Annotated in this window: 10 protein-coding genes; 5 read left to right on the forward strand and 5 right to left on the reverse strand. The window is 58.7% G+C overall.

Going from position 1 to position 13004, the window contains the following annotated elements; all coding sequences use genetic code 11:
* The coding region (locus tag QW379_10185) for a hypothetical protein (GenBank protein ID MEM2870762.1) at positions 1–193 on the reverse strand (193 nt) is incomplete at its 3' end.
* A 291-nt stretch (positions 194–484) separates the two neighbouring features.
* On the opposite strand from QW379_10185, the gene QW379_10190 reads away from it, so the two are divergent.
* The 4 genes from QW379_10190 (at position 485) to QW379_10205 (ending at position 3981) form a co-directional block, all read left to right on the forward strand.
* Complete coding sequence (locus tag QW379_10190; protein MEM2870763.1) at positions 485–946, forward strand: acyl-CoA thioesterase; 462 nt, start codon at positions 485–487, stop codon at positions 944–946.
* Between the two features lie 123 nt (positions 947–1069).
* On the forward strand, positions 1070–3049 hold the full coding sequence (locus tag QW379_10195; GenBank protein ID MEM2870764.1) for an FAD-dependent oxidoreductase: 1980 nt from the start codon (positions 1070–1072) through the stop codon (positions 3047–3049).
* A gap of 10 nt (positions 3050–3059) precedes the next feature.
* Positions 3060–3737, forward strand: a complete 678-nt coding sequence (locus tag QW379_10200; protein ID MEM2870765.1) for a hypothetical protein — start codon at positions 3060–3062, stop codon at positions 3735–3737.
* A gap of 43 nt (positions 3738–3780) precedes the next feature.
* Positions 3781–3981, forward strand: coding sequence for a ferredoxin (locus tag QW379_10205; GenBank protein MEM2870766.1), 201 nt, complete (start codon positions 3781–3783; stop codon positions 3979–3981).
* A 10-nt stretch (positions 3982–3991) separates the two neighbouring features.
* Here QW379_10205 and QW379_10210 read toward each other — a convergent pair whose 3' ends face one another.
* From QW379_10210 to QW379_10225, 4 genes are all read right to left on the reverse strand, one after another.
* Positions 3992–6376 carry a hydrogenase iron-sulfur subunit gene (locus QW379_10210; protein MEM2870767.1) on the reverse strand — a complete coding sequence of 795 codons (2385 nt, stop codon included), beginning with the start codon at positions 6374–6376 and terminating at the stop codon, positions 3992–3994.
* A gap of 169 nt (positions 6377–6545) precedes the next feature.
* Positions 6546–8018, reverse strand: a complete 1473-nt coding sequence (locus tag QW379_10215) for an FAD-dependent oxidoreductase (protein ID MEM2870768.1) — start codon at positions 8016–8018, stop codon at positions 6546–6548.
* Between the two features lie 94 nt (positions 8019–8112).
* Positions 8113–9618: a hypothetical protein gene (locus tag QW379_10220; GenBank protein ID MEM2870769.1), complete on the reverse strand. Its 1506-nt coding sequence runs from the start codon at positions 9616–9618 to the stop codon at positions 8113–8115.
* 2144 nt (positions 9619–11762) lie between these two features.
* Positions 11763–12404 (reverse strand): hypothetical protein, encoded by a 642-nt coding sequence (locus tag QW379_10225; protein ID MEM2870770.1) that lies wholly within the window; start codon positions 12402–12404, stop codon positions 11763–11765.
* A 418-nt stretch (positions 12405–12822) separates the two neighbouring features.
* Here QW379_10225 and QW379_10230 point away from each other — a divergent pair.
* On the forward strand, positions 12823–13004 hold a 182-nt coding region (locus tag QW379_10230; protein ID MEM2870771.1), incomplete at its 3' end, for an electron transfer flavoprotein subunit beta.

Raw genomic sequence — 13004 nt, forward strand, 5'->3', positions numbered from 1 at the left:
CGGTATAGGAGGCTATTATCGAGGGCTCTCCGTCTCCGTCCCGAATCTGGAGCTGGCCGCCTTCCTGAACCTCGAAGCGGTACTGGCCATTGGATGTGCAGTTGAAGAGAATGGTCACGTTCTCAAGAGTCAGATTCCCGCCCGAAGCCACAATCAGATTTCCATTGAGGACTATTGTCTCGTTCCAGACCATGGTATCATTGGCGATTACCCAGTCGTCCTGCTCCGGCGCCGGGTAATTGCCCGACCCCCCCCGCAGCGTTTAGCGTCGAGAGGTTGCCCGAGAGAATCAGTAAACTGGCCAGCAGAGGACTCCATATAGTTCGAGAAGCTCTTCGCATATCCACCCCGACCCATAAAACACAAGAATTTAAGAATATATAAAATTTGTTGAAAAGAGCCTTTATCAATGCGTTTAGGAATTAATATTTTTTATGCGTCCTGAAATGAACAGGTTATAAATGCCTGTCCCGATTACCCTTTCATGAGTGCCGGAGAAGAACGGACCCGCCGGACAGCCGAGGGCCGGCCCGGGGACATCTACCGGGTCAGGGTCCGCTGGGACGACACCGACACGACGCAGAGGGTCTATCTGGGCAGGTACATCAAGTGGCTCGACGATGCCGTCACCGAGTTCCTGAGGGCGAGGGGGATGGTCTTCGACCCCGACGGCGGCCTCAGGCTGAATGGAAGGAGGATAAGGGAGTCCTTCGTCGTGGGGGAATACGGCTGCCGCATCGAGCGGAGCTCGCTCCTGGACGATCTGATTGATGTGAAGGTCAGGGTGCTGGAGAGGCGCTCCAGGGTCGTGGTCTTCGAGGGTGAGCTCGTGGACCAGAAAGGGAGGCGTGTGGCGCGCGGGGTCATCACCTACATCTGTGTCAGGGGCTCTGGGGGGCGGATAAGGTCGGCCCCGATACCCACCAGCCTCGCGGCGAGGCTCTAGAGACGCTCTCCCCCTTCTGCAGGAGAACCTCCCGGCCCCTCTCCACACGAGGAGCTGCAATATCATCCCTGCACTGAGGAAGGGTTATATACAAATCCATCGTTCCGAGCCCGGGAAGCGACCATGAGCGCAAAAAAGTGGGACTACTCCGGAATGCCCGGCGCGAAGATGTTCCCGAACCTCTTCAAGCCGATAAAGATACGCAACATGACGATTCCCAACCGCATCAAGTACGCCGCCACCGAGGACAATCTGAACGCCCGCGACGGAACCATAACGCCCGCGGGCCTCGAGTACATGCGCCTGAGGGCGAGGGGCGTAGTCGGCGGTATCTGCATGATGCAGGGCGTCTATATGGACCCGAAGCGCGAGGGTCAGGGCTACGTGGGGCAGGCGGCGGCGTGGGACGACAAATTCATCCCCGGCCTGACGAAGATGGCCGAGGCGATAAATAATGAGGGCGCGGTCTCAGGCATCCAGCTGATGCACTGCGGGAGGGTCGGGGGCGTCGAGCTCGACTACTGTGTCGGCCCTTCGGCCGTTCCACAGAGGCTTCGCATCTTCAGGCCCGTCAGGGAGATGAGCAAGGAGGACATAAAGCTCTGTATAAAGCAGCACGCCAACGCGGCGAGACGCGGAGTGCAGGCCGGTTTTCAAATCATGGAGATATCGGGTATCGTCGGCTACCTGATATCGAATTTCCTCTCAGCCTACACGAACCGCAGGAAGGATGAGTATGGTGGGGATATTGAGGGCAGATGCAGGTTCATGGTCGAGACGATCGAGGCCGTCAGGGATGCCATAGGCAAGGAGATGCCGCTCATCATCCGTCTCTGCGCCGAAGAGCTCTTGGACGAGGTCGGCGGGAACACCCCGGAGGAGTCGATATACACCTACAAGGTGGCCGAGAGGGCGGGCGTGGACTGCATCAGCGTTACGCAGGGATGGCAGGAGTCGAACACGCCCGTCATAACCCGCGACATCCCGCAGGGGACATGGCTCTACAACGCAAAAAGGGCCAAGGAGGCCGTGAAGGTCCCCATCTCCATGGCCTACAGACTCTTTGACCCAGCAATCCCGAACAAGGCAATCGGGGATGGAATTCTGGACATATGGGAGATGTGCAGGCCCATGATAGCGGACCCCCTCCTACCGCTGAAAGTCCTCGAGGGCAGGCTCGAGGACATCAGGCCCTGCGTCGCCTGCAACCTGTGCCTCGCGCGCCTCTTCAGGGACGCCCCCATGACCTGCTACGTCAATCCGGTCTGCTCGCACGAGTGGGACCCGGAGTGGCAGCCCCGGCCCGCTGAAGTGAGAAAAAAAATCATCGTCGCCGGCGCGGGCCCCGCGGGCCTCGAGTTCGCCCATGTAGCGGCCTCGAGGGGCCACGAGGTCCACGTTCACGAGAAGCTGGACAGAGTCGGGGGCCAGCTCTGGTGGGCGAGCAAGGGGCTCTACGGAGACGAAGAGCTCTGGGGCGTGGTCCGCTTCCAGGAGGCACAATGCAAGAAGGCCGGGGTCCACATCCACTTGAAGAGCGAGGTCACGCCCGGGCTCCTCGACGAGGAGGCGCCGGACGCTCTCGTCGTGGCGACCGGCGCGCGCTATATCAGGCCGAAGGTTCCCGGGGAGGGGAAGAGACCTGTGTTCTCTGCCCTCGATGTGCTTGAGGGGAGGGAGATACCGGGCGAGAGGGTGGTGGTCTGGGGCGGCAGGAAGCCGGGAATCTCGGCCGCGCTCCTGCTCGCCGAGAAGGGCAAGAGGGTGACGATGGTCTTTCCGGAGAGGAAGGTGGGAAAAGACGTCAACCCCTCTTATATCTGGCGCTACATCCAGAAGCTCGGCCAGAAGGGCGTGAAGACCTACAAGGAGAGCTCGATTGAGGAAATCACGGACTCGGGCGTTGTGGTCAGGGCCCTGTACGAAACCAGAATTCCCGTCGAGGCGGACGCCATCGTGTACGCGGAGAGAGAGCCAGTCCGGGAGCTGGAAGCGGCGGCAAGGGAGAGGGGAATCGAGGTGCAGGTCCTCGGTGATGCGATAGTTCCACGGAGCCTCTCCAATGCCATCCACGATGGGTACCGAGTGGGCATAAGAATTTAGGGGGATGCTAATGAGCTGCGAGAGGGTTGATGTGGAGAAGGAGCTGAGGACTCTTCTGGCCAAGTTCGACGCCCTCGGGAATATAACGAGGGCGACCTGGTACGAGTTCAGGCAGGCGGCGCTGGAGTTCGCCAGGCCCGGGACGACACCAATGGACATCGTCCTGCGGGCGTGGGAAATCGTGGGGCACGACACGGCCAAGGCCTACGTGACCTCCCTCGACCTTTCCAAGCCCACTTTCCTCGAGGACATCGGGAGGCTGATTGTGCAGAGCTCGACGATGATGGGCGAGAGCGCGAGGCTCCGGAGGGGCGGCGGGCCCAACGAGGTCTTCGTCGAGTGGGACAGGTGCCCCTGGCCCGAGTTCGCGCGCAGGTACGGCGCAACCATGGAGGAGGACGTCCTGGGCTGCGACAGGTGGTTCCAGACCGTCATAAAGGACATCAACGACATCTTCGGAACTGATGTGAAGCTTGAGACCCTTTCCGCCATCCCGCGCGGCGACAGGACCTGCACGAGGCGCCTCACAATGTCCGCCAGACCGGGGAGGAGCGGGTCGGGAGGGGGCGGGGGAGGAGGGGCAGGGGGGAAGAATTCCGGGGCGGAGGGGGCGAGCGAGGCGGATGAAAGGTCGCGGGGAGTCAGGGGAGATGAGGTGGGCGGCGGCGCGAAGCGGGGAGGAAAATGAGATGGCTGGCGGGATTGGGGAATTGGCGCGGGGGTGAGCTGGGATGGTCGTGGAGATAGACGAGAAGAAGTGCAGGCTGTGCGGGACCTACAGCGCACCGGTCTGCGTTGACAGGTGCGTGGACGGCGCCCTGTCGGTCAGGGACAGGAGGATTGTGGTCACGGAGTTTCTGTGCGAGGACTGCAACGAGTGCGGGATGGCCTGCCCGGACAGGGCGATAACGATAAAGAAGGTGACTTTCTAGATTTTCTAGGTCACAGCCCCAGCTCCTCCGCTAGAGACCTCATGAAGGCCGCGAACTTCGGCCCGTCGGCCGCGGAGAGCCAGAGCGTCCGAATTCTGTCGACGGGAAGCCCCTTCTTTGCGAGGGCCCTCCTCATCCTCTCAACCCTCCTCTCGGCCCTGTAGTTGCCCTCGATGTAATGGCAGGTGGGGAACTCGCAGCCCATTATCACGACGGCAGCCGCCCCCCTCTCAAGGGCCCTCTCGACCCAGCCCGCGTCGACCCTCCCGGAGCACATGACCCTTATGATGCGGACATTGTGGGGGTACTGAAGCCTGCTCACGCCCGCCATGTCGGCGGCCCCGAGCGCGCACCAGTGGCAGCAGAAGGCGATGATTTTCTTTTCCGGCTCTGATTCTAGAGCGGCCTCGAGCTGGGCGAGAATCTGTCCGTCTGTGAAGTGGGTGAGCTGAATCGCATCATTCGGGCAGTCGGCGGCGCAGACACCGCAGCCCCTGCAGAGGGCCGGAATAACGCCGGGCCTCTTCCTTTTTCCAGCACCCCGCAGCACGGCTGGCTCCCGAACGCCGGGAGAGCCGGGGAGTCCTCCGCCCTCCTGGGAAGCGCTGGCCGGGGCCGTGGCAGGGCCGCACCCCTCCGCCTGAGGGGGTTGGCCCGCATCGGCCTCCGCTGCGCAGGCCACCACCCCCCCATCCACCATCTCGATGGCGGAGAAGGGGCACGACGAAGCGCAGAGGCCGCAGCCAGAGCACCTCTCAGAGTCCACCATTGCCACGACGCCCTCCGACTCAACAAAGCCCCTGCGCATGGGAATCAGCGCGCGCATGGCGGCCCCGAGGCCCTCCTCAATGCTCTCCTTCAGGCCCCTCGGTCCCCGGGCGCAGCCACACACGTAGATGCCCTCTGTCGCGAAGTCGAGCGGCCTGAGCTTGACGTGGGCCTCTGTAAAGAAGCCATCGGGGCCCGTGGAGACCTTGAGCAAACCCGCCAGCCTCTCCGCGCCCACCGCACCCCTGTATCCGGTGACGAGCACCACGGCCTCTGCGGGGAACCTGACCCTCCTGCCCGTCAGGATATCCCTCGAAACAACCTCGAGCCCCTCCATGTTGCCGGGTTGTTCCGGCGCTCCCAAAGTCCCCTCTTGAGCGCGCGATTCTGCACTCCCCCTGCCCCCTCCCTCCTTTTTATCATCGCCCTTCCCGGCTTCCTCTTTGCTCTTTGTGCTCTGTGTATCCTGTTGTACGGGTTGGCCGCTTTTCTCGGCCGGAGCTTCGAGCATCCTCACCTCCGGAGGCTCGCCCTCTGGGTATCTGAAGGTCAGTACCGAGCTCCTCCAGACCATTTCCGCCGCCTCACCCGCCGCCGGCCCCGGTATGCATAGATCGCGATAGAAAAAGGCCGTCCTCGAGCCCGGCACCCTCTCTCTGAATAGCTCCGCGGCGCCGATCGCGGCGAGGCAGCCGACGCTGCAGCAACCCCTCTCCCCGTTTCTTGAGCGGACGCAGCCTATGAAGGCGACTGAGCTGGGTGCATAGCCCGCTCCGAGCCTGTCGAGGAATTCAAGCAGCGTCATCACGCCGGGGGTGACCCCATGGCCAGCGGCCCCCTCAGGCGGCAGCTCTTCCATGCCCGTGGCGACGATAATTATCGAGGCGCGAAGCTCCCTCTCCTCCCCGCCCGCCAAGACTCTGGCGGTGTAGCTCCCCACAAAGCCCCTTATGTCCAGCACCTCGGCCCCCATCATAACCTCGATGCCGGGCTCCGCCCTGACGGCGGCCTCGAGCTCGGCGAGAATGTCTGCGGCCGGTTTGTTCTCGGGAAAAATTCTTGCGAGGCGGAGCAGCATTCCGCCGAGCCTCTCCCGCCTCTCGACCAGCTTCACCCCCATGCCCTGACGCGCGAGGCCGAGGGCCGCGGCCATCCCCGCCGGGCCGCCGCCGATGACCAGCGCCTCTTTTCCGACCGGAATTCTGGCGACCTCGAGGGGCTCGAGGAGCCGGGCCCTCGCGACGCCCATCTTCACCAGCTCGAGCGCCTTGGCCGTGGCCGCGGCGGGCTCGCCCGAGTGGACCCAGGAGCAGCCCTCCCTGATGCTCACCAACTCGAGGAGGAAGGGGTTCAGGCCCGCTTCTTTCAGGGCGCTCCTGAAGACGGGCTCGTGCGTCCTCGGGGTGCAGCAGGCGACAACGACGCGGTCCAGCCCTTTCTCCTTGATGGCGGCTTTGATTTTATTCAGGAAGTCCACGGAGCATATCCACTTCCCGTCCTCGGCGTGGACCACACCCTCCAGCCCTCTCGCGCCCTCCAAGACCGATGTCACGTCGACAACGCCGGCTATGTTCGTGCCGCAGTGGCAGACGAAGACGCCGACCCGCTCTCCCTTCTCAGAGCTCAATCCGCTCGACACCTCCGGCAGTTTCGGGCGCTTCCGCTGCAGCGGAAGCTCCGGGGAGGCTCATACGCGCGCCCCGCCCCCTCAGGCCCGGCTTCTCCCGCAGTATCAGAGACCCCCCGGCGGGCCGCCCGCTCCCTGCCTCCATGCCGACTCCCGGCGCCCGTATCCGTCAAAGACCAGCACCCCGCTCAACAGTCCGTGGCACGCCCCCGGAACCAGACTTTCCGCTCTCAACTCCCTGCGCCGCGCCGCTAAAACCAGACCTGCCCCGTCCGCTGCCGAGAGCCAGCAGAGCCGCGGCGGAGGCCCTCGCGACGGTCTCGGAGATGTCCGCCGGGCCCGAGGCCGTCCCGCAGACATAGACACCCTCCACGCTGGTCTCGAGCGGCGCCCCTAATGGGTCCCTCTCCTTTATGAAGCCGCGCTCGTCCAGCTCGATTCTCAGCTGTTTCGTGAGCTTCTTAATGCGCGGCAGGGGGGCGAGGCCCGCGGAGAGGACGACGATGTCCGCCTCCAGCTCCCCGAGCCTCCCGCTGTCAATGTCCTCGAAGCGGACCCTCAATCGGCCCGAGACGGGGTCGCGCGACACGCCGCCCGGCCTCCCCTTTATGAATTTGACTCCCGCCTTTCTTGCCCGCGCGTGGAACTCGTGGAAGCCTTTACCGTAGGGCTGGAGCTCGCTGTAGAGCACCGCGGCCTCGAGCCCCGGCTCGTGCTCCTTTGCGAGAATGCTCTGCTTGACCGCGATCATACAGCAGACCTTCGAGCAGTAGCCCAGACCGCCTCTCCTCCCCCGCCCGGCGCACTGAATCCAGACGACACTCCTCACTTTCGAGCCGTCCGAGGGCCTCACGAGCCTCCCTGCCGTCGGGCCCCCGGCGTTCAGTAGCCTCTCGAACTGGAGGTTCGTCAGGACGTCCGGGTGGAGGCAGTGGCCGAAATGGGGCTCGGAGGGTGTGAAGGGCTCGGCCCCGACGGCGAGGACGATGCTCCTCACCTCTATGTCCAGAACCCTCTCCCTCTGCCAGAGCAGCACGGCCTCCGCCCCCTCCTTTCTGCAGGCGACGACGCACCTCGCGATCTGGCACTCGCGGCACTGGGAGCAGTCCACCTTGCAGGCGCCGATGCAGGCGCCCCTGTCGAACATCTTGCAGTACCTGCACCTGTCGTCCACGACGTAGACGTTGGGGACGGCCTGCGGGAAGGGGATGCTGATGAGCTTGCGCCTCCCTCCGATCGGGCCGTCAAGCTCGTCCGGGACGCTGACCGGGCAGGCCTCGGCGCACTTTCCGCAGCCCTTGCACTTCTCCGCGTCCACGAACCGGGGCCTCTGGACGAGGCGAACCCTGAATCGTGGGGCGGCCCCCTCCACCCTCCTTATCTCCGTCCCGGTCAGGAGCGCGATGTTCGGGTGGCGGGCCACATTGTACATCATCGGCGCCTCGATGCATATCGAGCAGTCGTTGGTCGGGAAGGTCTTGTCCAGGCGGGCCATGAGGCCGCCTATGGAGGGTGCGTCGTCCACGAGGTGGACCCTCGCACCCGCGTCCGCGAGGTTCAGGGCGGCTGTGATTCCCGCCACTCCTCCGCCGACCACGAGGACGCCTTCCGCGGGCTCCTGCGGCTTCTCCAGAGCGCTCACTCCGCCATAGAAAAACGGAGCGGTTATTTATAATGTGTGGAGGCTGGATGGGCGTCGCCCGCGTCGCTCCGGGCCTGCGTGGCCCATGCCGGCCTCAACCGGGTCCCCGCTCCCTCCGGCCCCGCCCGGCCTCGCCCGCCGAATTCGCTGCGCCCGCCCCGGCCGGCGGAGCGGGGCCATGCCTCTTCCTCCTCCACCGGGCCCACAGGACGAGCGTCACCACGAGCAGAATCACCAGAGCGCCCGTCGCGAGCGTCTGGAGCGATTCATCGCTCCTCGTGTAGACGATATACAGGATGGAGGCCGAGGCCGCGGCCTCGTTCCCGGCCGCGTCCCTGACCCTGACATGGACCCGCTTCTCGCCCTCGCCCCCCGCGAGCCTCCAGGCCCTCGTGGCGCAGAAGGGCTCCCAGTCCGTGTAGTTCAGGCCGTCGCTGCTGAAGCACATCCCCGCCACGCCCGAGGTGCTGTCCCGGACCGTTATCGAGAGCGTCACATTGCGGGAGCCGGTTGTCCGGGCCCCTCTGTTGATTTTGAAGGAGGATACTCCGGGCGGGGTGGCGTCGATAAGGACCTCCGTGCTGGCTTCGAGAAAGTTCCCGACCCTGTCGTATGCCCTGAGCGTGATATTGTGCGCCCCGTCCGGGAGCACGGGGAGGGTCCAGGGGCTCTTCGCCCTTATCCACTGGCCGCCGTCAATGCTCGCCTCATAACGCTCCACGCCGCTGAGATTGTCCCTCGTGGAGAAGGACAGGGTCGGCGGAAAGCGGCTCCAGCCCCCCGGCTCCGATTTTATGACGAAAGGCTCCGGCGGCGACCTGTCCACGCGGGCCTCCACCCTTCCCTCCGCGTAGTTCCCGGCACGGTCTATGGCCCTGAGCACAATCGGGCTGACGCCGTCGGGCATGCCGGTCAACGTGAGAGGGCTCGTGCAGGGCTCGAATTCGCCTCCGTTCACGCTGAATTCATAGTGGTCCAGACCGCTTGTCTCGTCGAGCGCCGAGAATGTCAGGACCGGCTCCGCGGCGGTCCAGCCATCGGGCGAAATCGAGACAAACAGACCAATGGGCGGGGTTCTATCAAAATAGATCGTCGCGGAGGCCTCCCTCCAGTTCCCGGCCTGGTCAAAGGCCCTCACCGTTACGTTGTGCTCGCCGTCGCTCAGGCCGGCGAGCGTGCAGGGGCTCGAGTGCCATATGAACTGCCGGCCGTCAACGCTCATCTCGTAGTGGTCCACGCCGCTCGTGCGGTCCACGGTAGAGAATATGAGCTGCGGGTCGCCATTCGTCCAGGACGGGGGAACCACTTCAATCATAAACGGCTCGGGGGGCTCCCTGTCGATAAGAGCCCTCGCCTTCCCCTCTGCATAGTTTCCGGCGCGGTCGCAGGCTCTGATTACCACCGAGTGGACTCCGTCCACCAGCTCCGGCAAATCCTGCGGGCTCGTGCAGTTCCCGCAGAGCCCGCCCTCAATCCAGAGCTCGTAGCGGTCCAGACCGCTCAGCTCGTCGCTGGTCTCGAAGTAGACCCTGCAGGGACCGGCCGTCCAGCCGGGGGGCGCGACCCGGGGCGTGAACGGGAGGGGTGGCGCAGTATCCACCCCGAAGCTCCAGACCTCGCTGAAGGGGCTCCAGTCGCCTTCGATATCCCTGATGCGAGCGCACCAGTACCAGATTCCGTCCCTGAGAATCTCATGTGAAAAAAAGTTTATTTCATTTGATACAGTTTCGTTTGTGATTAGACTCGCTGAATTGAAACTGCTGTGGGTATCCAGTTGGTATTCCGAAATGACTGGTTTGTCCGGATAGTCAATGTTAAGTGTCCAGTAAAATGTAATTGAATTGGTATTGAGCCAGGCTCTTTCTTTGGGATATATTAATTGTACGATACAAGAAGGTGGAGTGTATACTAATTCAATTTTTTCTATTACAGGTGTTCGATATGGGTCGGAAGTTATTAAAACGCATTTATATTGGAACCATTTATCATTTGTGTTTTCCAATATTATTTCATTATCGTTTAAAAAATAATATTTATCGGGGTTAAAATATGGCCCAACGAACTTCTTCGATTCAAGTGCTTTAAGTGTTTTCGCTGTTCTGAACTGGAGAAATATGTTTGTGCCGTCTGGAATGTCTCCTCTAAATCGAATGAGATTAAAATTCGACACTACTCTGGAATTATAATAAGGAGATTGATATTCTCCGAACGGGACATATATTGATTTCTCGAATATTAATGTGTCTTTATAATCCAGCATTATTGTTTTTAACATTGTCAACTCTGTTGCCAGACTGATATCGTAATTCGAAAAAACCGATAAAGGTTTAATTTCTGTCCAATTGCGTTTATTTATATTATATATCCATGTGTCTGTCAAATTGTAAACCGTCTTGCCATGGCCACCAGCCATTATTATTTCATTATCACTAGAAAAAATGGCCATCACATGGTTTCTTCTTGGAGGAGGGGAGTAAGGAGGTGATTCTACAGTCCATTGCCCATCGCTAATATCAAACATCCAGGTGTCAGAATAATACATATTCATATCGTAACCACCGAATAAAATTATTTTATCCTCGTTCTTAACTCCAGTCATACTATGACAATAGCGAGGGGATGGAGCAATTTGAGGGAATATCTGGTACCACAAACCTTTGGAAATATCAAAAATCCATGTATCAGAATAAAAAGAATAGTTCTGGGAAGAATTAAAATCACTACATATTGCTCCTCCGAATAATATACAACAAGAATCGCTGGGAACTGAGGCGAATGAATGCCCGAAGCGTGGAGTGGGGCTACATGGTAGAGTTTTATAGAACCATCCATTTTCACTTAAGTCAAAGACCCATGTGTCATTGAAGATATCTATTTGGTTGACTCCTCCAAACAAAATAATTTTGTCGTCACCCCAAATGGTGGCCATCGCATGGCCGACCCGCCCGGGCGGAGAACTGAGAGGGAATAATTGCGCCCAATTGTTTTCGCTCACATCATATACCCACGTATCATTATAGATGTTTTGAAAATTATCAATACCACCAAATAATATGAGCTTATCATCATTACCAACCGCTGCGATTCCGTTCCCGTAAAAGAAGCGAGGAGTTGGAGATAATACTGGACATTGATTTATCCATGATGGATTTGTAATTAATTCAATTCTTCCATTTCCATTTATGGAGTTGACTGTACAATTATTAAGCCGATGCCCCTCGTCTGTGAATTGTTCCTCCGTATCGCAAACCCAGATATCAGCTGATGCGGATTGAATGGGTGCTGGGGGGGAAGGGGAGTAATATATTGAGATAAAAATAGCAAGAGCAGTGATAAAAGATGATATTCTTGTCCGCCTCCCCGTTGCATTATGCTCTGCCATCCTATTTAATAATAATTATCAGGGAATATAGATATTATTGTAAAAAGGGATTTTTTATTTCATAGTATTCAAAGATCCCAGGGGGGATATCGAAGGGGCTCCGCCGGGAGATTGCCCTGTCCATTTAATCCGCTCGGATGCAAATAGATCTGTCCACTTGTCGTGAAAGGTCCAAATGACGTGGGGGGGTTGAAGGGACCCGGAGGGCCCCAACGATAACTCCCTGATATAGAAGCAATAACCGCTGTTTGTGTATTGTATTCATCGCCGGGGATAAATTGTGGATCTTTATATTCTGTCAAAATACTTAAGACATTAGAGTTAGATAGGGAATGCTGGGGTAATATATAAAAATCATAATTTCATATTTCTTGGTCATTTGTATATTCATTTTGGACTGAAAATGTCCATGTGCTCCACACATATAATGTTTGCCATTGGTTATTTGTCATAGAAACAGAGCATCCACAAGTAAGCGCAACAGGGTTATTGTCGCAATAATAGTGTACTGGATTAGTGAAATCCCAAACGCCCAGCCCTCCAGGGATGACCGCATTGCCTTGAAGATTTAAAAATAGACTAACATCATAAAGGAATTCAATCATGCCGTTTTCAATATTGAAATAGATATTATGGTATGAGTTTTGTGAATTCGGGTCGATATATATCACTCCCTCAGGTGCGGGAATTAATAATCCCTCACAGATATAAGGTTCAACTGTAATCTCTGCATATTGTTCCGCTTCATATCCACCCTCAAGATCCGCAAGATTGAACTCGTAATATCCGTCCTCATTGGTCATTATCTCAAGCCGGTCTCTAGTGGGGACATAAGTGAGAGTTACGGGGCAGTCGGGTACTTGACTCTGGTTTGTTCCATTGTAAAAATAAACCGTCCCGCTGATGTAGTAGTCGTCGTCCTCCGCCGTCGTGCTCATTGGAATGCCGCTCAAAATTAAAAGCGCTATTACCGAACCGATTCCGGCCGTTGTTCCCTTCCTCATTCTTTTCACCCATCCTGAGTTCTGTAAAATAAATGTGGTGGAGGTTGAATATATACCTTGCTCACCTTCGATACATATCCAGAGTATGTATCGGCGATACATATCGCCGATATGTATCATTGATATGTATTCCGGATATGTATCCGCGATACATAAGACCGCCCCGCGCTGAGGGACTTATTGGCTGGTAAGGAGCGGCCTCAAGTGATTTCCGGCTCTATCATCGGGCTTTCTTAAATAGCTCGATGCACCCTCACCCCGCCCAGCGCACATTTTAAATAATCCCATACCTTTGGCGAGCTATCGAGGCCCGATGGCGCCCGGGCCGATGCGGACGCAGTCTCTCGCGCCCCCGGACTCCGCAGGACGGGGAGGCGGGGCGCGGGAGCCGCCGGTCCTCGAATGGGGGTATAGCCCGATGGAGATAGTCGTGCTTATCAAGCAGGTCCCCAACACCGCCGAAGTTAAGATAGACCCGAAGACCGGGACCCTGATTCGCGAGGGCGTGGAGAGCATCATCAACCCCGACGACCTGCTGGCGCTCGAGGCCGCAATTCAGCTGAGGGAGGCCCGCGGGGGAAAGGTCACCGCAGTCTCTAT

This window comes from Thermoplasmata archaeon (assembly GCA_038851035.1).
GTDB lineage: Archaea > Thermoplasmatota > DTKX01 > VGTL01 > VGTL01 > JAWCLH01.

What these genes read in the sequence shown, in the direction of transcription:
- QW379_10200 (MEM2870765.1), top strand. Translation starts at nt 3,060, where the DNA reads ATGAGCTGCGAGAGGGTTGATGTGGAGAAGGAGCTGAGGACTCTTCTG.
- QW379_10225 (MEM2870770.1), bottom strand. Translation starts at nt 12,404, where the DNA reads ATGAGGAAGGGAACAACGGCCGGAATCGGTTCGGTAATAGCGCTTTTA.
- QW379_10190 (MEM2870763.1), top strand. Translation starts at nt 485, where the DNA reads ATGAGTGCCGGAGAAGAACGGACCCGCCGGACAGCCGAGGGCCGGCCC.
- QW379_10205 (MEM2870766.1), top strand. Translation starts at nt 3,781, where the DNA reads ATGGTCGTGGAGATAGACGAGAAGAAGTGCAGGCTGTGCGGGACCTAC.
- QW379_10195 (MEM2870764.1), top strand. Translation starts at nt 1,070, where the DNA reads ATGAGCGCAAAAAAGTGGGACTACTCCGGAATGCCCGGCGCGAAGATG.